The organism is Sporosarcina sp. P29, assembly GCF_002743265.1.
Classification (GTDB): domain Bacteria; phylum Bacillota; class Bacilli; order Bacillales_A; family Planococcaceae; genus Sporosarcina.
Genome location: NZ_PDYX01000004.1, coordinates 99,012 through 121,853, shown reverse-complemented (window position 1 = coordinate 121,853; position 22,842 = coordinate 99,012). Strand labels below are relative to the sequence as shown.

Below are 22,842 nucleotides of genomic sequence, written 5' to 3'. Positions count from 1 at the left end.
TTAATAGGTCGTTCCTACTTTCAAGTCTTCAAGAGAATAATATTTAAGTATGTTCGTCAATAAAGATTGATCTGTCAGTAATGAATATAATGTATAACTTCCTTCAAGTGGGCTAGCAGGTAGATCTGTAAAAACTTTATTCCCTGCGACCATCTTATTAAATGAAGAGTCTACAAGAATATCTGCATCATCATACACTACAACTTCTAAAGTACTGTCTGGCTGAACATCATCAAATACAAAAGTGAATTTACCATTCACTCTAACTTCCGACTCTTTTGATACTTCTCCATCTGCTGAATGAATTGTTGCGACTGCCTTCTTTGCAAATGCATCTGCTTCGACTTCGACTGTAGTTAGTGAGTTGTTACCGAGTTTAGTTGCATACGTGTAAACCTTCTGAATTACCTTCTTTGGAACTTCAATGCGTATATTGTTAATTCCAAATTGATCGATATAATCAGCTAATCCCGAGTCGAGAATATCAGCAAATGATTCTTCAGATTGAATAACGGGGACTCTAATCAATAAATTTTGATTCACTTGTATATCATTCTTATAGTTTCTAAGCACACTTTTTGCAACAGTTACTACTATCCTTTGATCTCGTACAATAGAGTAACTAGTGTTTTGGGGTAATTGTATACTAAGCGTTTTGTTATTTACAATAAACTTACCATCTTTCGCTATAGCGGAAGATGCGATCGCCCACTCTTTTGTTTGGTCAGTTGTCACAAATCCTTTAAGTAATGCAGCTTTTTTACTAGCATTCGTTTCAATGGTAGGATCCCATTCTGCATTCACCAATGTAATGGATATAGAACGATTGCCCGCTCGAACTTCAGACTCTGCAAAAGAGGTCTGTCCTAAATTCGCAGACGCAACTCCACCTATAGAAACTGTTCCATTTTCTATATTCTTTTCTTTTAATCCCATACTATCATAGTCTTTTAATAAACTAGTCTTCATTTTCAAAGTGAAAGACTGTGCGGTTTTCGTTGAATATGTTGGAACAGCAGGCAGTTTAATCGTCAATTTGTTTTTAGCCACTGAGTAGTCAGAAGGCGCGAAATTCCAAGGCAATGATCCACCACTAAACATTGCTTTTACCTCTATAACACTTAATTTATCTTTAAACTCTGCATTATTCAGTGTTACAACAAGCGTTTTACTTCCTTTTTGAACGTCTTCCGTCTCTAAATTCATTCCCGTTCCAGACAACGATGCTGTGACAGCAGCCACTTTAAATGCAGATTCCACTAGTAGTGGTTCAGATGCACGAACACTAAGTAACTCTTTAGGTATGGAAATATTTACATTTTGATCTTCTGTCAATTCGAACGTAGTGTTATTCTCAAGCTTCAATGTTGCAGTTGTATCATTTGTTCTAGTTATATTATAACTAATTGGTTTATTATTAGTTGTCACTAAACCAATCGGTTTGGTAGCTTGAAGACTTTCTAGATTTGATTTCCAACTATCATTTTTCAAAGAAATGATTACAGTTTGACCACCTTTTACCACGTCCAAATCATTCATTTTACTTGTGGCAGTACCTGTAATGGTTGCTGTTTGATTTTTGATAGCTTCAACTTTTAGATTATACACTTTACTTAAGAAGTTTTGATCCGATTCTAGTAGAGACTTTTCTGTTAGCTCTCCGCTCTTAAATTTAATGTCTCCACTAAATTTTGCGGAAACTGCTGGTAACTTGATTGTTACTGTATAATTATTTGTACGTTTCACATCTGCTCGGGCTAATACTTCTGCTTCAGAAGTACCCCATGTGAACGCTTTTAAAAGCTTTTCGCGCTTTATCGTATTAATCGCTATATCGTTTTCCCATTGATTATTTACCAATGTTAGTACAACGATTTTTCCACCTTTAGCGAAGTCTGTCTGCGTTATAACTGGCATTGCTGTACCAGATAATAGAACTTTGGGTTGCGCTTTTATGCTGAATTGTTGAACAGGAATTTTCACATCGTTCTCTAGCAATTGATAAGGAATATTTATAGACAAATTCAGGTCTTTTATTAAATGAAGATTGTCCACTGTAGGAAAAGTAATAGTGACAACTGAACCATTAACATCGACATCTACATTGTTAGAGGTTAATTTGTTTTTAATTAATTCCCACTGATCTTTCTGATCCTTTGCTTGAATACTTTCGAGAAGAAGATTTTTCTTTTCGGCAGAAGACAAAGCCCACTTGGCATTCTCTAATTTAAGCATCAATTTCGGTGAAGGCGATGCATCCCTTAAATCTTTTTCTTGTAACGCTCCATTAACGCTCATAGTAGGAGTGACATCTGATTTAATTGTAAACCTAACAGGAGTTGTTGATATTTGATCGCCAGTAATGATCGTCCCCGTTTCACTAATAATTCCTTCGCTATTTACATTCTCAACTGTATAAAATACTTTAGGTACCTCAACTTGGACATTACCTATGTAGTTACTATTTAAGGCAGGCAATTTTATTTTTAATGTTCTCTTGTCATCAGAGTATGAAATCGTTTTGTTAGGGTCGGTATTTTTAAGTAATTTTGCTGCATCCCAAACACCTACACTCGAGTCTTTAAAGCTATCTAACAATACATTAAAATTAGTAATTTTCGTTATATATTGTTCATTCCACTTGGCATTTAACAACTGTAATTCTATTACTTTGCCACCCTTTTGTATGTTATTCAGTGCTGTATCCTTCGTAATAGACCCACCTAATGAAATCTTCGGCTCAGCAAAAATCCTGAAGTTTACAGACGTTACTTCACCTGGCCAAATTTCAATTAACACAGGATTAATATTGATTGTCACGTCTTGGTTTTCAGTAGCTTTATAATCTTTTCCACTTGGTAATGTTAAGATCAACTCAGTTCTAACTAGTGGATTTAGTTGGACGGTAATATCTTTTTTAAATTTATCCCACTCTTCTTTTTCTTGATCGGCAATAATGGCTTCAAGTAAGATTTTCTTTTTTTCTACATTTGTTAATATGTCAGTAGCCCATTCTTTGCCATACGCCAATTTCAAATTAAGTATAAATCCTGTCTTGTTAATATCTGATACAGTAGTGTATTTTTTATCTAACGTGACCGTTGTGACCGTCTCATCTGCCGCTATAGCAAGTGTGGGTGAAACAGTTGAAAATACAAGCATAATTGCAATTAATGGAAATAACACTATCCTCCATCTGTCCTTGTTCTTCATTTTCTTCATTACATCTCCTCTTTTCTCTTCATCCTGTCTACATTGTAAACATAGCAGTTTGATTCACTTTACTGTTTTGCTATCGGTCAAAACCACAAGAAGTTTAGTCCTTTTTACCAATTACATTAGGTAGATCTAAAGCTCTGTATTACAGGTGCAATTAAACGTTTATTGAAATTCCATTAAGTAAGAATATATTTCAAATTAACATACACTTACTCATTTCATCAGACTCCAAAAAGACCTCTAACCCATTGGAATAGAAGTCTTTTTGAGTTGCGTATAAAATTGTCAGAATAGTTTCGAAGTTGTGTCGGGACCTGGTACCGCCACCGACCGACCAACCAACCCAATCAATAAATCCCCATAATCCCAAGCGCAATCGCAGGAATCAACGAAAGCATAGGGAACACTATCGCAATCACACCCATCTCCCTATACGATTCCTTATGCGTCATGCCCGTTACAATCAAAATCGTCAAGATCGCGCCATTATGAGGAAGGGAATCCAATCCCCCTGAAGCAATCGATGCAATTCGGTGAAAAGCTTCAGGCGCAGGACCAGTAGTCGTCGCAATTTCATAATAGTGCGAGCCAAGCGCTTCTAATGTGATACCAAGACCACCGGAAGCCGACCCTGTTGCTCCCGCTAACACGTTTACCGCAATAGCTTCAGAGATTAAAGGATTTGCATTGATTCCTAAAATTGCGTCGCTTAACTTTTCAAAGCCTGGAACAGATCGTACAATTGTTCCAAACCCTACTGCCGCACTTGTATTAATCATCGCCATGACGGAATCGCTCGCTCCACTGTTTACCGCTTTTGTGAAGCCTTTAAATTCTCTGATCGAAATGATTAATATAAGAACAATTCCCGTTGCAAGAGATATGACAATATCCCATTTTAAAAAGTTCAATGTGATGATTACAGCCAGTAAAGGTAGTAAAGAAAGAATGATATGTGGATACTTCGTACGTGGTTCTGCATTCAAATCCTCTTCACGTTCTTCGAAAACTTCTCCTGCTTCTCTTAACACGCGTACTCTACGATTCAAATACAATATGGAAGAGACAATCATGAACGCTGATGAAACAAGTCCTATTATTGGAGCCGCTGCCGCTGTCGTATGAAAGTACTGTGTTGGAATTAGGTTCTGAATTTGCGGTGTGCCCGGTAATGCCGTCATGGCGAATGTCATCATCCCCGCAACAATCGTTCCCGGTAGAAGACGTCTGCTTATATTCGCTTCACGGAACATATTCAGTGCCAATGGATAGACTGCGAATACTACAACGAACACACTCACGCCACCGTAAGCCAATACACTTGCTGCCACAATGACACCAATGATGGCACGCTCTTTACCAAAAACGCGTGAGATTCCAATAGCTACTGAATGGGCCATTCCGCTGTATTCCATCAACTTCCCGAAAATCGCCCCCAACATAAACACTGGGAACCATTGCTTCGCAAAGTTAACGAAACCCGTCATATATGTATCCGTATACGCATCCAATAAGTTCAATCCACCAAATAACGCTACGATTCCTGCACAAATCGGTGCAATCCAAATGATCGACCAACCTCTATAAGCCAATACCATTAGCAACACTAAACCTATAAATATCCCTAACATCCTACCCCTCCTCCATCAGGCTGTATACTTTTCAATCGTCAAACTACTTTATGTTAGAAATAAAACAGGATCGAAGTTATGTATTCACTACGATCCTGCTTATGGTCAATCAACTACTTGGGAAGTCGAAATCTGTTTTACTTTCATCATTATAAGAAGTATCGAACCATCTCTCAGAAACGGTTTTAGTTTTCGTAAAGAAACGAACAGTATCCGGACCGAACATTTGCCCTTCACCAAATCTAGAGCGTTTCCATCCACCGAAGTTATGGTAACCAACCGGAATCGGAATCGGAACATTCACTCCTACCATTCCCACTTCAATTTGATCCGTGAACGTTCTTGCAGCGCTTCCACTGTTGGTATAGATCGTAACGCCATTACCATATTCATGCTCATTAATCAGATCAATCGCTTGTTCCAGCGTATCTACCCTCACAACGATTCGTGCAGGACCGAAGACCTCTTCCTTATACACATTCATATCGGTTGTTACATGATCAAGCAATGTTGGCGCTAAGTAATAGCCATTTTCATCCGCTACTTTAGGATTTCGTCCATCCGCTGCGAGAACAGCTCCTTCTTCTATAGCCAAATCGATGGATTTTATGACACTCGCTTTGGCCTCAGCACTGATCACAGGTCCGAAATCTGCCTCTTTGTCATCGAACTTTCCGACTTTTAGTTCATTCACTTTTTCTGTTAGCTTGGCAACAAACGCGTCAGCTGTTTTCTGACCTACAGGAATCGCAGTAGAAATCGCCATACATCTTTGTGATGCGGCACCATAAGCTGCACCGAGGAATGAATTGACCGCTGTATCGATATCCGCGTCCGGCATGATGACCATATTATTCTTTCCGCCACCGAATGCCTGTACACGCTTATGATTTTTCGTCCCTTTTTCATAAACTGCTTCAGCTACCGGCGTCGACCCTACAAAGCTAACAGCCATAACATCTTTATTCGTAAGCAGTGCATCCACAGCCTCTTTGTCGCCATTGACCACATTCCAAACACCAGCTGGTAATCCCGCTTTAGACCATAGTTCCGCAAGAATTAATGCAGAATGAGGAACTTTTTCTGAAGGTTTCAGAATCATCGCGTTACCCACTGCAACTGCCATCGTACTCATCGCGACAGGTACCATTACTGGGAAGTTAAAGGGTGAAATACATGTTACAACACCTAATGGCTTATGCATGGAATACGAATTGATCTCTCCCCCTACATTCACCGAGTGCTCTCCTTTTAACAAGTGTGGAGCGCCAATCGCAAAGTCCACTGACTCGATACCACGTGTAATCTCACCTGTTGCATCAGAGATTGTTTTTCCGTTTTCCTCACCTATCGCATAGGCCAATCGATCCGTATTTTCTACAAGTAGGGCACGAAACTTGTGAAGCACTTCCATTCGTTTTCCAACTGAAATCTTAGACCAGTGAGTAAATCCTTCTTTCGCTAGCTTCACGACCTCATTCACTTCTTCTGTTGAAGCCAATGGTACTTTCGCAATCTTCTCTCCAGTGGATGGATTAAAGACATCTCCAAATCGTCCACTCTTACCTTCTACCTCTTCACCATTAATAAAATGAGTTAATGTCTTTACATCTGTTTTTTGCATATGTCTATTCCTCCTAATTTATAGTAGATTTTCTTATACGTTTTGCTTTTGTTTATTCAACTTGTCTTGGATCATCAAGTAGGAAGAAGACATATCTTCATGAGCGTGACCCTTTTCTACTTCCGCTTCATAGTATTCAATAAGTTGCGACGCAATCGGCAGCTCTCCGTCAAGAGAATCCGATACGTGCTTTGCAAGCTTCAAATCTTTTAATAGTAATGAAGTCGTGAATGCACCTTTATTGTACTCATCTTGTGAAATATACGTCTTATAGTTACGAGTAAGAATTGTACTTGCACCCGAGCTAACGTTGACGATGTCATACACGATATCCTGATCAACACCTGCAAGCTTTGCTAATGAAAGAGCTTCAGCAACCGCTTGATTGTGAATACCTGCCATCATATTATTGATGAGCTTAACGATAGTACCAACACCCGGATCTTTTCCTACATGGAATACATTTGATCCAATAGCCTGTAGATAAGGCAGTACCGATTCAAATGTTTCTTTCTCGCCACCGACCATGATGGATAACGTAGCGTTCACCGCACCACTGACACTTCCACTTACCGGTGCACCCAAATATTCAAGATTTTGTTGCAACGCTTCTTTTTCAATCTTCCTATTCAACTCAGGTGAGATCGTGCTTAAATCTACTAACACTATTGGCTTCGTAGCGCTATTCACGATTCCCTCTTTGCCTAGATACACATTTTCTGCAATAGCAGGAGTAGGTAGACTAGTGAAAACGAGATCCACTTCCTTTAGTAACGAAGCAGTTGTCAGACCGACATGCCCACCCAATTCACCGAAGCTCTTTTCCGACTCTTTATTGATGTCCAAAGCATAAACCGAGTAACCTTTTTTCAATAAATTACTTGCCATCGGGAAGCCCATATTGCCAAGCCCAATAAATCCAATCTTCTTTTCATTAGCCATACATATTCCTCCTCTTTAATTCGCTTAGCATATGTAAGCGTTATCATTTATAGTAAAAAAATATAGATACCTAACAGTTTGTATACGATAAACTACTTTTCAATTAGTAATGATTTCTTTCACATACCGTAGTCACATACTACAGTCACTCAATAATATCTAAAATTATCCAAACAGTCAACCCGTTTTCTAAAAATTTTAAATAAATTCGTGAACATGGTATCCTGTTAACAAACATGGTAGAGGAGGAACAGAACATGACAGAACTTACACCCCGACAATTAAAAGCGCAAGAGACCAAGAAAAACCTCCTAGAAAAAGGCTTAGAGCTTTTCCATGAAAGAGGTTTCGATAATGTAACGGTAGAAAGTATTGCAAAAGCATGTAATGTTTCCAAAGGAGCATTCTACGTCCATTTTAATTCGAAATATGATGTCTTTTTGGAAAAGTTTAAAGATATCGATGAATTTTACCTATCATTCATTCCGAGCATTCCCGCTGATCTCAAAGCTTCAGAAAAAATTCTTCTTTTTTATAAAGGCCAAATGACGTATTTGAGGGATGTCTTAGGAAAAGATTTCATACATACGATTTACACCAGTGCGCTTGCTTTAACGATAGATGACGATCACTATTTAACTGACCAAAATCGCCAATTGTATCAAATCATTCGCTCTTATGTAGAAGAAGGAGTAGAACGAAAAGAGTTTAAACGAGAGCTTTCGGTCGATGAGATTTCCATGCTCGTCACACGCTGTATGCGCGGAACGATATACGATTGGATCATTTTTAGAGAGCGTCTGGATCCTGTAGTAGAAATTCACAGTATTACTTCTGTAGTATTGGATGGATTAAAATGTGATAGTGAATGAATGTAATTCTATAAAGAGAATGTGATAACATAACAGACTGCCTAGCACTCGGTTTCAACTATAGAAAATACTAAACACCTTCTACCTGTTTTTAAGGAAGGTGTTTTTACTGTCGGAACGAAATTCCCTCCTTATTCAGTATCGTGCACATGTATGATTTTCACGCTATAATTGAGTAACACGAAGTGAAATAGATATCCTACGGAGGCTTTTATGTTTAAAGATTCATTTATTAATACACTTATACAGTTTGAAAATGATAAAAAGTGGATGTCTGTAGCGAATTGGATGAATGAAAACTTTTCGGTCATCCAATCAGATAAGACATTGCTTGAGGCAGCTAAGATTTTGAAGGAATGGAACATCGAGTATCTTCCTATTATTGATCCACAACTTAGACCGATTGGTATGATGACTCCCCACCATATACTCGAAGCATTCGTCACGGGTCGTGATCAGCACACATTGCTCGAGACTATGTTGCCGATGCAAGTCGCTGAAATAGATGAACGGACATTGTTGAGTGAACTTCCTTTTGACTCCGATAATACGACTGTCTATATGGTGAAAAATCAACAAGGAGTTCTCACTGGCCTGCTAACGCAAAAAGAAATCTTCAATGGGCTAACGGCATTGATGGAAAGCTATATACAAAATGACAAAGTAACGGATATTTTATCTGTTATTCTAGAAAAAGCGTATGAAGGAATTGCTGTAGTCGATGAGGATGGTATGATCATCGAATTCAATGATGCATATAGTAAATTCACGGGTGTACCTAGATCCGAGGCAATGGGAAGGCATGTAACTAATGTAATTGAAAACACGAATTTACATAAAACGGTTCAAAAAGGCATTCCGGAAAGAGGCGTTCTACAAAATATACAAGGACAAGACATGGTCGTTCACCGAATCCCTATCTGGAAAAATGGCAAAGTAGTCGCAGCAATTGGGATGCTCATTTTTGAAGGGGTTTCAGATATTTACCGAATTTATGAACGATTACAGTTGCAGAAAGTCATGGCCGATACAGAACTCCCTCCCCTATCATCCGAAGGCTTTTCGAGTCTCAATCAAATTATCGGAACGAGTGAAGCGATATCCGACTTGAAAAGAAAAGCGCGGACTGCTGCACGGACACAAGCTGTCGTTCTACTATCAGGCGAAAAAGGTACGGGCAAAAATGCATTCGCGGAAAGTATTCACTTATTAAGCCCGATCGCATCAAAACCATTCACGATCATACACTGTACGATAGAAGACTCGAAATACGTGGATGAACAGCTTTTCGGTCTGCATGGAATCCTCACTTCTGGAAACGAAAGCACCCTCTACTTACGGGATATAGAAGCATTATCCATGACTACACAAATGAAACTATTGGACTATTTAAGACACGCTCCAGAAGACTTCCCTGTCCAATTAATTATTTCTTCTACACAAAATTTATATGAATTAGCCGAGAGTGATGCATTCAGCTCCGAGTTATATGCGCAATTAAATCCGTTGCAACTGACCATTCCGGCACTTCGTAACAGGAAAGAAGACATTCCCTATTTACTGTCACACTATATGCAGGAAATATGCTTCACACATAAAATACCCGAGAAGTCTTTCACCACTTCGGCTGTAACGTACTTGATGAATTACGAATGGAAAGGCAATATCGAAGAATTGATTGAGGTTCTTGAACACTTAGTAAGCACAGTTAATTCCGATAGTATAGACGTCACAGACTTACCCGAATTGATAGTGCATGGACAAAGCATCCATACGTTAGAAAATATTAGAGAGAAACAAGACGCGGAAGAAAAAAAGATGATTATCGATTTACTAGATAAAACAGACGGTAATAAATCAAAGACTGCCGAGCTTCTCGGAATCCACAGAACTACATTATACAAAAAAATGAGAAAATTTAATATTTGACCTAAGTGTAGTATTAATGCTACACTCGGTTCATTAATAAAAGTGTAGCCTAGACGCTACACTTTTTTCACTCCTGCTTTAAACGTACTACTCTATTACAAGTATTATAATTTAAGGAGCTGACCTAATGGAAACTTGCAAAACGTTTCAAATGCCACCGACGATACTGTATCAGCAAAATTCTTTTGCACAGATCGGTGAAAAAGCCGAGCTTCTCGGTAAGAAAGCACTGATCATCAGCGACCAAATTATGCAGAAACTCGATTATGTAGATAATTGCCAGCAGAAATTATCGGATCACTCTGTTAAAAGTGTAGTATTCCTCGGTGTAGCATCAGAGCCAAATGATCAATATGTAGAGGGAGCACTTCAATTATATCAAGTTGAAAAATGTGACTTGATTATTTCATTAGGTGGCGGAAGCTGTATCGATACGGCCAAAGCGGTTGCAGTAGTAGCGACTAACGGTGGAAACATCGAAGACTACGTAGGCATGAAGAAAATTGCGCAAAAAGCACCTGTACCTCACATCGCGATTCCAACTACTGCTGGAACCGGTTCAGAAGCAACAGACGTAACCGTCATCACCAACTCAGCAACTAAAGTAAAAATGATGATTAAACAGCCTGCTTTCATGCCGAATGTAGCGATCGTCGATCCATTGCTGACGCTCTCTTCTCCTCAAAAAGTAACAGCTGCGACAGGCGTAGACGCACTGAGTCACGCGATTGAAGCATATATATCTAAAAAATCTCATCCGATGACAGATATGATGGCCTTATCCGCAATCAAGTTAATCTCAAAGAATTTGCATAAAGCATTCACGGACGGTCAGAACATTGAAGCTAGAGAAGGCATGTCACTCGCTGCCCTTCAAGCTGGAAGTGCGTTCTCGAATGCGTCTGTTTGCTTAATCCATGGAATGTCCCGACCAATCGGTGCACTATTTGATGTGCCGCACGGTTTCTCGAATGCGATGCTTTTACCTGCTATACTGGAATATAGCAAAGATTCATGTATTGATAGACTGGCAGACATTGGTCGAATATTTTCTTCCGAAGCAGAAAAATTATCAGATAATGACGCTGCAGAAGTTGCTGTACAATCAGTGAAGGACTTATGTAAATCATTAGATATCCCCAATCTTGAACAATGGGGAATTCAACGCGAAGAATTTGTAAGCGCTCTCAGCAAGATGTCTACAGACGCAATCGATAGCGGGAGTCCTAGCAATAATCCTAAAACGCCTTCAAAAGAGGAAATCGCAGAACTATACCAAATATGTTATGAATACCAATTTTAATACGATATGTAATTACAATAGGAGGTCAACTATATGACAACAAACGCTACATTGACAGTACAAAACTATATTAACGGTGAATGGGTATCCGCAACGACAGACCAAACAGAGCCTGTTTATAATCCCGCCACTGGAGAAGTAGTTGCCCACGTTCCGATCTCAACAAAAGAAGATTTGGATCGTGCAGTACAAGCAGCAAGCGAAGCATTCGTCACTTGGAAGGAAGTACCCGTTCCACGTCGTGCGCGTATTTTATTCAAATATCAGCAACTATTAGTAGATCACTGGGATGAACTTGCTAGAATTATCACAGTCGAAAACGGAAAAAACTTTACCGAAGCGCACGGCGAAGTACTACGCGGAATTGAATGTGTAGAATTTGCTACAGGAGCCCCTACTTTGATGATGGGAGATAACTTGCCATCCGTCGCATCTGGTTTGGAATCCGGAACGTATCGCTACCCGATCGGTGTCATAGGCGGGATCACCCCCTTCAACTTCCCGATGATGGTGCCATGCTGGATGTTCCCGATGGCGATCGCAACAGGAAATACATTTGTACTCAAGCCATCCGAGCGTACGCCGATGCTAGCAAACCGCTTAGCTGAACTACTTGAAGAAGCCGGCTTACCAAAAGGCGTTTTCAATATTGTGCACGGAGCACATGACGTAGTAAATAGCATTCTAGATCACGAAAAGATCGCTGCTATTTCCTTCGTAGGATCTCAGCCTGTTGCAGAGTATGTTTACAAACGCGGAACAGATAATCTAAAACGCGTTCAAGCACTAGCTGGAGCAAAAAATCACTCCATCGTCTTGAAAGATGCGAACTTGGACAACGCCGCTACACAAATCATCAACGCAGCATTCGGTTCAGCCGGAGAACGTTGCATGGCATGTTCAGTCGTCGCAGTTGAAGACGAGATTGCAGACGAGTTTGTTGAATCATTACTTAATCGTGCGAATGAACTCACAATCGGAAACGGTTTGGACGAAGGAATCTTCCTTGGACCTGTCATTCGTGACACGCATAAAGAACGAACAGAACAATACATCGCCACTGGTGAAAACGAAGGCGCAACACTCGTTCGCGACGGTCGCCAAGACAGCGCAGCTAAAGAAAAAGGATACTTCGTCGGACCTACCATCTTTGATCATGTAACGAGCGAGATGAAGATTTGGCAAGACGAAATTTTTGCTCCTGTTCTATCGATCAGCCGTGTGAAAAACTTAGATGAAGCAATAGAATTATCGAATAGATCCAGGTTCGCTAACGGTGCTTGTATCTTCACAAGAGACGGCGGAAATGTACGGAACTTCCGTGAAAATATCGATGCGGGAATGCTCGGATTAAATATCGGCGTACCTGCACCAATGGCCTTCTTCCCGTTCTCCGGTTGGAAAGATTCCTTCTACGGTGATCTTCATGCGAACGGAAAAGATGGACTGAACTTCTATACACGTCAGAAGGTACTTACGGGTCGTTGGGAGTAATCACTATACAATTGAAAAACACCTTCTCTTTGTTTTAAACAGAGAGAAGGTGTTTTACGTATGATCGAATGAAAATTGTCTGAATAGTTCCGAATTGTGTGGGGACCTGGTACCGTTTCTGGTACCGTTTCAACATCTGTACTAATCCCCCCTCCCCCAACATATAGATAGTCCGTAAGAGAAAAGGGAGGAATCATTCATGAAGTCAGCAATTCAAAAAAGCAACGCAAGAGGTACTACAAAACAAACCACAATGAAAGCAGCAATCGTTAAAGAATTCCAGACGAAATTGCAGATCGAAGACACACAAAAACCGACAGCAGGAGCCGGTCAGGCATTAGTTAAACTAGAGGCATGCGGCGTTTGTCATACAGACTTACACGCAATCAACGGTGACTGGCCTGTCAAACCGAAACTTCCTCTCATTCCAGGACATGAAGGCGTAGGAATTGTAGAAGCTATTGGACCGAACGTCACGTCCGTAAAAATCGGAGACCGTGTCGGTATACCTTGGCTCTACTCTGCATGTGGTGAGTGTGATTATTGTCTAGAAGGGAAAGAAACACTGTGCCATAGTCAAGAAAATGGTGGCTATTCAGTGGACGGCGGATACGCGGAGTATTGCCTCGCAGCCGCGGATTACGTCGCGAAAATCCCTGAAAATCTAAGCTCTGTTGAAGCCGCACCTATTCTTTGTGCAGGCGTGACAACATATAAAGCATTGAAAGTATCCGGTGCAAAACCAGGAGACTGGGTCGCAATTTATGGCATCGGTGGATTAGGTCACGTAGCGCTACAGTACGCGAAAGCTATGGGGTTCAATGTAGTGGCGGTTGATATTGCGGATGAAAAGTTAGAGCTTGCGAAGAAACTCGGAGCTGACATTACAATCAACGGCAAAAATGAAGATCCTGCCGAAGCGATTCAAAAGCAAGTCGGTGGCGTACAGGCAGCTATTAGCGTAGCTGTAGCCCAAGTACCATTTGAGCAAGCATATCGTTCCGTTAAACGTGGCGGCACTTTGGTCGCTGTTGGACTTCCACACGAAGATTTACCGATTCCTATTTTCAATACGGTTCTCAACGGCATTACAGTAAAAGGTTCTATCGTTGGAACACGAATCGATATGAAAGAAGCGTTGGATTTTGCTGCACGCGGTAAAGTGAAGGCGCAGATTGAAACGGCTCCCCTTTCCGATGTGAATGCAGTTCTTGAAAAGATGGAAAAAGGACAGATTAATGGGCGTATTGTGTTGACGTTTGATTGATGACAAGTAGAACAGTAACAGCATAATTGCATATCCAGATCATCAGAGTGAGGCTTCCAATCGGTTTATCGATTGGAAGCCTCGTTTTTTGTAGATTATTCAGTTGGTAGAATAGCCTGTGCTGCAAATCCTTATTCGATAATAGAAGAAAAAACACAAAACTCCTTCTCTTACTACTCAGCCAGGTAACCTTTGGCCTCTATTTATTGAAGGATGTAAAAGTCTACTCTATATAATTACTCTTTTATTAACAACAACCGAGTGTATTGCATTACATCGACTTGCTGAACTCGACATATAGTACAGCAAGGAGGTGAAGTTTATGTCTAAATATGAACATGTAAGCAATGAATGGCTTTTCTTCTTCGGGATTATAGCCGGATATGCTTTGCTCGGCTTGTTTTTGATTGTGCCTGGTATATTGGCGGGTCTCTCTGGAAACTTGCTGTTGATAATTCTAGCTGTGATTATCGTGATCATCATCGTGTTGTTCGCCTTGGCGATCATTCTGAAAGGCCTATCTCGGCTGTTTCATCATCGTAGTCACTGATGAATAAATGCAGCCGCCACTTTAATACTGGCGGCTGTGTTGTACATATTGAATTGTGTGGGGACCTGGTACCTAATCCCAAGTGAATTCAGCTAATTTCATTAAATAATACATTTCTTCACGTGCCATGTGATCTGCCATTAAGGGGGTTAGTGTCCCTAGCGTTTCTTTCTTCAAATCCATCTCTTCCTGTAAACTCTTCAACTCATTCATTCCTTCCCTAATCATACTGTGTAGCCGCTGCTTTTATGTATGTGTTCACAGTGGAGATACACCATGGGCATTCCAGACAACCATAGACTTTCACGCGCAACCAGTATATATAAGCGGAGGTTAAATAACTCATGGACGTGCTGCATATAGTGAGCATAAATACAATCAGAGGAAGTGGTTTTCATGATAGAAAGGGCGCTGCTTTTCATTATTCTATTACGAGTTATTTCAGGAAGTATAGAAATAACAGCTGCTGCACTCATGTTTAAATTCAATGATTTGGAAAAGGCGTTTTATATTAACTCTTTACTTGCATTAGTAGGTCCATTTATATTAATTGTAACGACAGGAATTGCACTGCACGGTCTCACGGAAAAAGTATCTTTAGTACGAATGATTTGTCTTTTCACAGGAATTTCCCTCATTCTTTTTAGTTTAAAATCTGAATAAACTCTCCATTCCGTACATATTTCTAAATAGAAAAGAACCTGACAGCTTTTTACTGTCAGGTCCTTTTCAGTCTTTTTGATTGGATTCTTCAATTTCTTCAACATTAATGAACTTAAACACCATAAAAGTCAAAATGACTCCTAGTACAGTGGCAATGATATAACTGCCATTCAGAAAATCTTTCATGGCAATTGACATCAACGGAGGGCCTGCTGCTACACCGATAAATCTGGCCGAACTGTAAAAAGAGGAAACCGTGCCTCGCAGTTCTTTTTCAATATTTTCTGTAATAATGGCATCCAATGCAGGCAATAATGCGCCAATGGCTATTCCCACTATACTAGTCACAATCAACAAGAGGATCAAGTTCTTGCTTGTAAATCCAACAAAAACGACACTGGCTGACATGGCGATTAAGCAAATGACCATGATCCTTTTTATAGTTTTCAGTTCCCCTTTAATTTTTCGGCCCGATAAAAAAGAAGCAATACAAAGAAATAATAACGGAATGGCCAAAACGAATCCTTTCTTAATCCCCTCAATATCATGTGTTTTCTCAAGGTTTTCCGATAAAAAAAATAACATGCTGAATAATACTAGCATGACCAGAACTCCATTCAGAAATACGGTATACAACCATTTACCTTCTGACGCAAATATCTTTTTAGTGTTCTTGATAAACACCTTAAACTTTACGGGTTCGTCTTTTTCTTTCGGGACTTTAACAAAGAAAAAGATGAGTACAAAAGAAATGACACTGAGTGCAGAAATAGAGAAGAATGGTAGAAACCATAATATAGCAGCAAATGCCGAACCTAAGATAGGAGCTAATACTTTTCCAAACGTGTTTGACGTTTCAATAATTCCTAAGCACTTACTGCTTTTTTCGCCATCATCTTTATATAAGTCACCCACAAGCGGTAGCACGATTGGCATGGCACCGGCTGCTCCTATACCTTGTAATACCCGACCAATAATAATCATCATATACGGGTCATCCATCTTCCACGAAGCAAATCCCGCAATCAGCCCCCCGATCAATGCAAAGACCAAACTTGGTAATATCACCATCTTCCGTCCGAAACGGTCTGATAAATATCCGGCTACTGGGATAAGGAAAATAGCCGCCACCGAGTAACTGGTAATGATCATACTCGATTGAAACGATGTAATCCCTACTTTATCTTCCAATAAAGGAAGCACGGGTATGAGCATAGAATTCCCCAGCGTCATAATAAGAGGAATTGAAGCCAGACTAACAATGCACCAGACACTAACCTTGTCCGCACTTTTATCCATTACCACACCTCATCTTATTTTGTTCTAAATGATTAGAGGTATGATTTCCAAACGAGACTTTTTTATACTTGACTACTAATTTCTATATCGTTTTCAACATTATATGTAAATAGCCATGCAAAAACAGCCCAGCGAAGATTAGTTAAAATAACGCTTGATAAGCCTGGATCCCGAAGTAAATTCCAAAACCGATCATAGATATAGAAGAGATAATGGAAACGATTATTAAAAGCCGATCGGATAAGAGCTTGCGTGCCCCACTGGATAAAAAGGCCATAATAAAATCCACAATCATAATTCCCGACAAAATCGCCAGACTGTTTATAATGATTTGATGACCCGTCGAGCCACCAGCTGTTTTTGCAAGAATGGAACCGTATATACCTAGCCAAAAAATTATAGTCAACGGATTCAATAATGACATCAAAAAGCCCGTCAGCATAGATGTTCTTAGTCTGACTCTTTTACCGAATTTCCAACTCATTTCAACTTTATTCAAAGTCAACAAATTTTCTATACCTGTGTACATAAGAACAAAACACCCGAACGACCAGAGAATGATCTTAATTAAAGGATATTCAATAAATTGTCCAACGCCAAAGTACACGAGGAACATATACATAATATCCGTTATCACGGAACCAAAACTAAAAGCCCAAGCATGAAAAAAACCTCTTTTTATTCCCGTATTTAACAGAACGGTTTTAACAGGACCTATTGGCGCAGCTAAAGATGCGCCCAAGAATATATAGACAAACAGTGAATTCACAAATCTCCCCCCTTTGAAATACAGTCCCTGCATTTTATTCGAAAATAATGACGGATAGGACTTTTTAGGAGAGATTTCAGAATATTTTTCCATGCACTACGAATGTTGGCAGCTCAGTCTATCTTTAAGTATTCATCATGAGAAACACCTGGGGACCTTCTGCCGTCTTCAAATGGATTGAATAATAGCTTCCATTTTGTAAATACTGAAAGTAGATAACGAAGATATGTAGCACAAACAAGGAATGGGGTGTCTTCTTGGATCAACAACTATCTAACGGAGAAGATTATAAATATATATGGGCTACATCTATTGGAAGTGGTTCGGGCATTGAAGTGTTACCGGATATCTATTGCCATACCATACAAATTGTGAACATTGTTTTAGTAGGGCATCCAAATACAAAGGATTTTGTTTTGATTGATGCTGGTATGCCTTACTCCGCAAAGAAAATACTAGCGGTTGTAGAAGAGCGTTTTGGTGCGAATGCTCGTCCGAAAGCTATTATTTTAACGCATGGACATTTTGATCACGTAGGGGCAGTCATTGATTTGGTGAAGCATTGGGAAGTGCCGGTGTATGCTCATGAATTAGAGTTGCCGTTTTTAACCGGACTATCCAGTTATCCAGACCCTGATACGAGTGTAGAAGGTGGAATGGTTTCTAAGATGTCTTCTATTTTTCCAACGGATCCTATTCAATTAGGAGACCATATCAAAAGCTTACCACCAGACGGCAGTGTTCCGTTCTTGCAAGAATTTAAATGGATTCACACACCAGGTCATTCACCGGGTCATGTATCGTTCTTCAGGCAGAAGGACAAGGCTTTACTTGTCGGAGATGCATTTGTAACTGTAAAACAGGAATATCTGTATAAAGTGCTAACGCAAGAACAAGAGATAAGTGGTCCACCACGCTATTTAACAACGGATTGGGAGGCTGCTTTGGAATCTGTGATCAAACTAGAAGCGTTACAACCATCTGTCGCCATAACGGGCCATGGATTGCCTATGGAGAAAGAGTTACTAGCCGACAGTCTAAAAAAGTTAGTTGATGACTTTGAACGTATTGCGGTTCCGGATTATGGTGAGTTTGTTGATAAAGATAGAGATTGAACTATTGAATGCGGGTGATTTATCACGTTTAAGTTATCAAAAAGCGTCAACTCCGAAGTTTCGGAGTTGACGCTTTTTTTCTTTAGAATTGTGTGGAAATTGTGTGGGGACCTGGTACCCGTTAAAACGGACCATACCCCGTAAGCACCGCATAAGTAATAGCAATAACGCCCACAACAATCCACATAAGCAATAAAGGAATGGCAAACCTAATCCATTGAGTCCACTTGACGCCACCGATAGCCAGCACCGCCATTAACACCCCGGATGTTGGCGCGATAATGTTTGTAAATCCATCTCCAAGTTTAAATGTGAGAACTCCAGTTTGTCTCGTCATTCCTAAAATGTCGACAATCGGAACCATAATCGGCATAACGATGGCTGCTTGAGCATCTCCTGCTGTGACTAGTAGATTAAAGCCCATATTAAACACGAAGAGCAGTAGTGCACCTACTAATAATGTGGTCGACTCCAATGGAACTAGAACCATATTTACAATCGTATCTAATATATGGCCATTTTCCATTACAATGACGACACCTCTTGCTAAACCGGCTACGAGTGCACCGTATGCGATAGATTGTGCTCCTGAAATAAAGATTTTAACAAAGTTGTTCGGATTGATGCGTGCAATGATTGCCACTACTACACCCATCATAATAAAGATCCCTGCTAATTCATTTATCCCCCATTGTTTAGTGAAGGCTCCGTATACGAAGAAGACTAGTGATCCAACAAACGCCAGAATGACCAACTTTTGTGTAGTCGTAAAACTTGTTACTCTATTTTCCGGAAGATCTCCAACCTCGTCTGACACCTGTTGGTGATCACCGAAAGGTCTACCAGCCATAATGGATTTCTCCGGATTATTTCTAATCTTTCTTGCATAACTATTTGTATAAAGTATAGTGACTGTAATTAAAGCAATAAATACAAATATCCGAAGAACGATTCCTGAGAATAACGGTAATTCAGCAATTGTTTGAGCAAACCCTAAAATCGTAGGATCAAAAACGCCTGCAATCATCCCGGAATAATACCCCAAATAAATCATCGCAACTCCTGTGATCGCATCCAACTTCAAGGATCGTGCTAAACCGATACCAATTGGAATAAAAGCGATAACCGCATTGGCTACAACTCCCATAGAAGCTAAAATACCAAACATGGCACTGACCGTTGTGATTAATATAATATACCGGCCTCTAGTTTTATCTATTAATTTATTTAAACCCGAATCAATAGCACCTGTAGATTCAATAACGGCTATTATTCCTCCAATAATGAAAATTAAGAAAATGATATTTGCAGTTTCAACCATTCCTAATTGAATCGATGTAAACAAATCTAATAAATTGGCTGGATTAGATTCCTGTGCAGTATAACTATTAGGTACGACTTTTGTTATGTCATCAACGGTTTCCCGATCATAAGACCCCGCAGGTATTAGATAAGTGGCAATAGCCGCCAAGGCAATAATACTAAAGATAATGATATATGCATCAGGCATCGTAAATTTCAGACGCTTCTTTTTTCGTTCTTGCTCCATAATGTTCTCCCCCTTCAATCCATCTGATTGCCTTGAATAGATTCTTTTATCTTATGTGAGTATATTTTTATCATCCTGCCAATTAAAAACTAAAACGTTGTGTATCTATTGGTTGGCAAGGCTGCCCTTCTTTTAAATACAAACTTTTATTTGTTAAGTTCATAATGACCGAAAAACAGGTAATCGTATCTGTATAATCTGAAGTCCCAGGTACTTTATGAATACAAATGGAATTGGGTTGGTTTTCGTGGTCAGCTAACCATCCTTCGATGTCTTTTTCTGTTACTACATTATGGTCTTTTGTAGAACCTTCTATTAATTCTCCAATGCGATCAATTCGATTGTATGAATTTTCTTCTGTACTTAAATTATCACTACCAATATCGTCAATAACGGCTTTTGAACAGAAATGATTTGTGTGGCAAAGGTACGAGTCTACTGTTTCCTGCTCGCCAAATTTATTCGGAGATAGCTCTAAATTTATGGCTTTATGGACAGCGCCTTTTGCTTGGGCCATTAAAAAGTTAGCTGAAGATCCTAATTGACCATTCACCACTTTATTTCTAGCCTCTTCAATATCCTCTGAATTTAACACTTCTCTTAATCCTAGATGAATCGGTAGCTCATTTGATTTAAGATTTGAACGTAAAGCATTGAGACAAACACCTAATCCATGTTCATTCAACCCAATCTTCCCAATAATCCCAGCCTCAGTGACCATATGAATTTTCGGGCCATTCTGTTGAGTGATTTTCGTCATAATCAGACTTTTAGATTGAGCCGAAGTCCAATCCCACGTTTGACCCAAAAACGCGTACTCTGATTTAGGAGGCATGATCGCAAAGCTTGTACAACCGTCCGTTTTGTTTTGTGTTAATACAATTTCACTTCGTGCATTTAACACTAAAATATCTTCAAAATCTACAGAAGCACCTTTCGCAAGCCCTTCCATTTCTTCTAGTAAATCACTATTCGTCTTATAAATAGCATGTAAATATTGTTTCCCCATCTCTCTAGCCTGACTCCACGTTATATTCGCATTTTCGAAAAATAATTTTTCATATGAAGTGATACTGGATAGAACTTCACTTTTAGCTTGTTCTCCATGACGTAAACCAATCTCATACGGTGACCCACTTAAGTTTAATATCTTCATTTTACTCCACCCTTTAATAGTATTTACTAATTATTATGAAAAGATGATGATACCGCTTTCATTTTCGACCGCAAAGGTAGTATACTATGAAAATCATGCGCGTTCTTCGTCAAACTTTCCTGACAAACTTTCCACCTGTGTACTTTTTGACAACGACTTCTTCTTGATTCATTTGATATTCTAAGTTTAGCTTGCTAGTCGCCATTCGAGAAGTATATAATTCATATAACAACTATACGTTTTTCGAATACTTAGAAAGTAGGTGACGGAACAATGGAATTAAGACAGCTACGTTATTTTATAGCCGTCGCGGAAGAATTAAATTTCAGTCGTGCTGCAGAACGACTACATATTACCCAACCGCCTTTAAGTATTCAAATTCAAAATCTAGAAAAAGAAATGGGTGTACTTCTATTTCTTCGAACGAATCGGAGCGTCGAATTAACGCCGGCTGGACAACATTTTTATCATGATCTCGTCAAAGTGATCGATATCCTAGAAGGTTCAATTGAAAATGCAAAACGGATACATCTTGGAAAACTGGGGTCTTTGCGTGTCGGATTCGTTGGTTCTGCCACCTATGATATTCTCCCTGCAGTTTTACGGGTATTTCGCAAACAATTCCCTGACGTTCAAGTGCACCTATCCGAATTGTCTACGTTGGCCCAACTTGAAGCATTGCGCCAGAATGAAATCGATGTGGGTGTCCTAAGACCGCCAGTCCTTGAAGACACGCTTCACACCGAAATCGTCTCCATTCATCCTTGCGTACTCGCGGTCCCAAAACAACATCCTTTACTTGAAGTAGAAGTAGTCACACTGGAAGACTTAAAACCATACCCGTTCGTATTAATATCACCAAAGACATGGCCCGGCCTCTACACCGAAATTCTAGGACTGTGCCATCCGGTCATCCAACAGGAAGCACTTGAATTTCAAACAGTCATCGGCTTAGTTGCTGCTGGTATGGGCATATCCATTGTTCCCCAATCGATCATGAACATGCATACACAAGAAGTCGTCTACATTGATTCAGTTCAACAATTACCGCTTGCCTCGATGGGCATTACTTATCGGCGTAGCGATCAATCCATCCTTGTCAAAGCTTTTTGTGAGATTGCAGTTCGAGTTGCTAGGAGTGTTGAGTAGTTTTTGGAACTCGAAGTATATGAGCTTAGACACAATTGTGTGGGGACCTGGTATCAATTAAGTGTGTCATTTCCACACAGCTATTGTTTTACTAGATGTTACATATCTAAAAGCATCAACTCTGAGATGTTGGAGTTGATGCTATTTTCAAAGACGGAATGATTTTTCCATATTCATTTATCCGAATCGTGCGGGAATTATGTGGGGACCTGGTACACTGTTTGAAACAACAAAAAAGCCTCTCGAATGATTGCTCAAGAAACTAATTCGTTTTGCCTGTATTAAATATTCTTTCTAATAGCTAACTTGCA

At 39.7% G+C, this 22,842-nt stretch carries 18 protein-coding genes; 9 read left to right on the top strand and 9 right to left on the bottom strand.

The genetic code is table 11. The features are described from left to right. The 4 genes from CSV68_RS05645 to CSV68_RS05630 form a co-directional block, all read right to left on the bottom strand. Positions 1-3,222, bottom strand: a complete 3,222-nt coding sequence (locus CSV68_RS05645; protein WP_099661655.1) for a hypothetical protein — start codon at positions 3,220-3,222, stop codon at positions 1-3. A gap of 344 nt (positions 3,223-3,566) precedes the next feature. After that, entirely contained in the window at positions 3,567-4,850 is a 1,284-nt protein-coding gene (locus CSV68_RS05640; protein WP_099661654.1) for a GntP family permease, read from the bottom strand. A 109-nt stretch (positions 4,851-4,959) separates the two neighbouring features. Next, the gene (locus CSV68_RS05635; RefSeq protein ID WP_099661653.1) at positions 4,960-6,474 is read right to left on the bottom strand and encodes a CoA-acylating methylmalonate-semialdehyde dehydrogenase; all 1,515 of its coding nucleotides are present in this window, start codon (positions 6,472-6,474) and stop codon (positions 4,960-4,962) included. Between the two features lie 33 nt (positions 6,475-6,507). After that, positions 6,508-7,416, bottom strand: a complete 909-nt coding sequence (locus CSV68_RS05630) for an NAD(P)-dependent oxidoreductase (protein WP_099661652.1) — start codon at positions 7,414-7,416, stop codon at positions 6,508-6,510. A gap of 257 nt (positions 7,417-7,673) precedes the next feature. On the opposite strand from CSV68_RS05630, the gene CSV68_RS05625 reads away from it, so the two are divergent. From CSV68_RS05625 to CSV68_RS05600, 6 genes are all read left to right on the top strand, one after another. After that, the gene (locus tag CSV68_RS05625) at positions 7,674-8,288 is read left to right on the top strand and encodes a TetR/AcrR family transcriptional regulator (RefSeq protein ID WP_099661651.1); all 615 of its coding nucleotides are present in this window, start codon (positions 7,674-7,676) and stop codon (positions 8,286-8,288) included. 213 nt (positions 8,289-8,501) lie between these two features. Continuing rightward, on the top strand, positions 8,502-10,217 hold the full coding sequence (locus CSV68_RS05620; RefSeq protein WP_099661650.1) for a sigma 54-interacting transcriptional regulator: 1,716 nt from the start codon (positions 8,502-8,504) through the stop codon (positions 10,215-10,217). 127 nt (positions 10,218-10,344) lie between these two features. Beyond that, positions 10,345-11,520 carry an iron-containing alcohol dehydrogenase gene (locus CSV68_RS05615; RefSeq protein ID WP_099661649.1) on the top strand — a complete coding sequence of 392 codons (1,176 nt, stop codon included), beginning with the start codon at positions 10,345-10,347 and terminating at the stop codon, positions 11,518-11,520. A gap of 33 nt (positions 11,521-11,553) precedes the next feature. Next, positions 11,554-13,014 (top strand): CoA-acylating methylmalonate-semialdehyde dehydrogenase, encoded by a 1,461-nt coding sequence (locus CSV68_RS05610; RefSeq protein ID WP_099661648.1) that lies wholly within the window; start codon positions 11,554-11,556, stop codon positions 13,012-13,014. 253 nt (positions 13,015-13,267) lie between these two features. Then, on the top strand, positions 13,268-14,281 hold the full coding sequence (gene adhP / locus CSV68_RS05605; RefSeq protein ID WP_099661698.1) for an alcohol dehydrogenase AdhP: 1,014 nt from the start codon (positions 13,268-13,270) through the stop codon (positions 14,279-14,281). A gap of 322 nt (positions 14,282-14,603) precedes the next feature. Continuing rightward, positions 14,604-14,831 carry a hypothetical protein gene (locus CSV68_RS05600; RefSeq protein WP_099661647.1) on the top strand — a complete coding sequence of 76 codons (228 nt, stop codon included), beginning with the start codon at positions 14,604-14,606 and terminating at the stop codon, positions 14,829-14,831. A 72-nt stretch (positions 14,832-14,903) separates the two neighbouring features. On the opposite strand, the gene CSV68_RS05595 is transcribed toward CSV68_RS05600, so the two are convergent. Continuing rightward, positions 14,904-15,035, bottom strand: a complete 132-nt coding sequence (locus CSV68_RS05595; protein WP_483315666.1) for a DUF2935 domain-containing protein — start codon at positions 15,033-15,035, stop codon at positions 14,904-14,906. Positions 15,036-15,227: 192 nt separating this feature from the next. Here CSV68_RS05595 and CSV68_RS05590 point away from each other — a divergent pair, with 192 nt between their 5' ends. Next, positions 15,228-15,494 (top strand): YqhV family protein, encoded by a 267-nt coding sequence (locus tag CSV68_RS05590; protein ID WP_099661646.1) that lies wholly within the window; start codon positions 15,228-15,230, stop codon positions 15,492-15,494. A gap of 66 nt (positions 15,495-15,560) precedes the next feature. Here the strand turns inward: CSV68_RS05590 and CSV68_RS05585 are convergent, their stop codons facing one another. Together CSV68_RS05585 and CSV68_RS05580 are read right to left on the bottom strand one after the other, a co-directional pair. Beyond that, complete coding sequence (locus CSV68_RS05585) at positions 15,561-16,793, bottom strand: MFS transporter (protein WP_099661645.1); 1,233 nt, start codon at positions 16,791-16,793, stop codon at positions 15,561-15,563. Between the two features lie 142 nt (positions 16,794-16,935). Next, positions 16,936-17,562: a LysE family transporter gene (locus tag CSV68_RS05580; protein ID WP_099661644.1), complete on the bottom strand. Its 627-nt coding sequence runs from the start codon at positions 17,560-17,562 to the stop codon at positions 16,936-16,938. A gap of 257 nt (positions 17,563-17,819) precedes the next feature. On the opposite strand from CSV68_RS05580, the gene CSV68_RS05575 reads away from it, so the two are divergent. After that, positions 17,820-18,677, top strand: coding sequence for an MBL fold metallo-hydrolase (locus CSV68_RS05575; protein WP_099661643.1), 858 nt, complete (start codon positions 17,820-17,822; stop codon positions 18,675-18,677). Between the two features lie 121 nt (positions 18,678-18,798). Here CSV68_RS05575 and CSV68_RS05570 read toward each other — a convergent pair whose 3' ends face one another. After that, positions 18,799-20,226, bottom strand: coding sequence for a YfcC family protein (locus tag CSV68_RS05570; RefSeq protein ID WP_099661642.1), 1,428 nt, complete (start codon positions 20,224-20,226; stop codon positions 18,799-18,801). Between the two features lie 82 nt (positions 20,227-20,308). Next, positions 20,309-21,382 (bottom strand): C45 family autoproteolytic acyltransferase/hydrolase, encoded by a 1,074-nt coding sequence (locus tag CSV68_RS05565; RefSeq protein WP_099661641.1) that lies wholly within the window; start codon positions 21,380-21,382, stop codon positions 20,309-20,311. A 273-nt stretch (positions 21,383-21,655) separates the two neighbouring features. Between CSV68_RS05565 and CSV68_RS05560 the strand changes: the two genes are divergently transcribed. After that, complete coding sequence (locus CSV68_RS05560; RefSeq protein ID WP_099661640.1) at positions 21,656-22,531, top strand: LysR family transcriptional regulator; 876 nt, start codon at positions 21,656-21,658, stop codon at positions 22,529-22,531. Positions 22,532-22,842 lie beyond the last annotated feature (311 nt).

What these genes read in the sequence shown, in the direction of transcription:
- CSV68_RS05615 (WP_099661649.1), top strand. Translation starts at nt 10,345, where the DNA reads ATGGAAACTTGCAAAACGTTTCAAATGCCACCGACGATACTGTATCAG.
- CSV68_RS05620 (WP_099661650.1), top strand. Translation starts at nt 8,502, where the DNA reads ATGTTTAAAGATTCATTTATTAATACACTTATACAGTTTGAAAATGAT.
- CSV68_RS05570 (WP_099661642.1), bottom strand. Translation starts at nt 20,226, where the DNA reads ATGGAGCAAGAACGAAAAAAGAAGCGTCTGAAATTTACGATGCCTGAT.
- CSV68_RS05625 (WP_099661651.1), top strand. Translation starts at nt 7,674, where the DNA reads ATGACAGAACTTACACCCCGACAATTAAAAGCGCAAGAGACCAAGAAA.
- CSV68_RS05645 (WP_099661655.1), bottom strand. Translation starts at nt 3,222, where the DNA reads ATGAAGAAAATGAAGAACAAGGACAGATGGAGGATAGTGTTATTTCCA.
- CSV68_RS05600 (WP_099661647.1), top strand. Translation starts at nt 14,604, where the DNA reads ATGTCTAAATATGAACATGTAAGCAATGAATGGCTTTTCTTCTTCGGG.
- adhP (WP_099661698.1), top strand. Translation starts at nt 13,268, where the DNA reads ATGAAAGCAGCAATCGTTAAAGAATTCCAGACGAAATTGCAGATCGAA.
- CSV68_RS05610 (WP_099661648.1), top strand. Translation starts at nt 11,554, where the DNA reads ATGACAACAAACGCTACATTGACAGTACAAAACTATATTAACGGTGAA.
- CSV68_RS05635 (WP_099661653.1), bottom strand. Translation starts at nt 6,474, where the DNA reads ATGCAAAAAACAGATGTAAAGACATTAACTCATTTTATTAATGGTGAA.
- CSV68_RS05585 (WP_099661645.1), bottom strand. Translation starts at nt 16,793, where the DNA reads ATGGATAAAAGTGCGGACAAGGTTAGTGTCTGGTGCATTGTTAGTCTG.
- CSV68_RS05630 (WP_099661652.1), bottom strand. Translation starts at nt 7,416, where the DNA reads ATGGCTAATGAAAAGAAGATTGGATTTATTGGGCTTGGCAATATGGGC.
- CSV68_RS05565 (WP_099661641.1), bottom strand. Translation starts at nt 21,382, where the DNA reads ATGAAGATATTAAACTTAAGTGGGTCACCGTATGAGATTGGTTTACGT.
- CSV68_RS05640 (WP_099661654.1), bottom strand. Translation starts at nt 4,850, where the DNA reads ATGTTAGGGATATTTATAGGTTTAGTGTTGCTAATGGTATTGGCTTAT.
- CSV68_RS05560 (WP_099661640.1), top strand. Translation starts at nt 21,656, where the DNA reads ATGGAATTAAGACAGCTACGTTATTTTATAGCCGTCGCGGAAGAATTA.
- CSV68_RS05590 (WP_099661646.1), top strand. Translation starts at nt 15,228, where the DNA reads ATGATAGAAAGGGCGCTGCTTTTCATTATTCTATTACGAGTTATTTCA.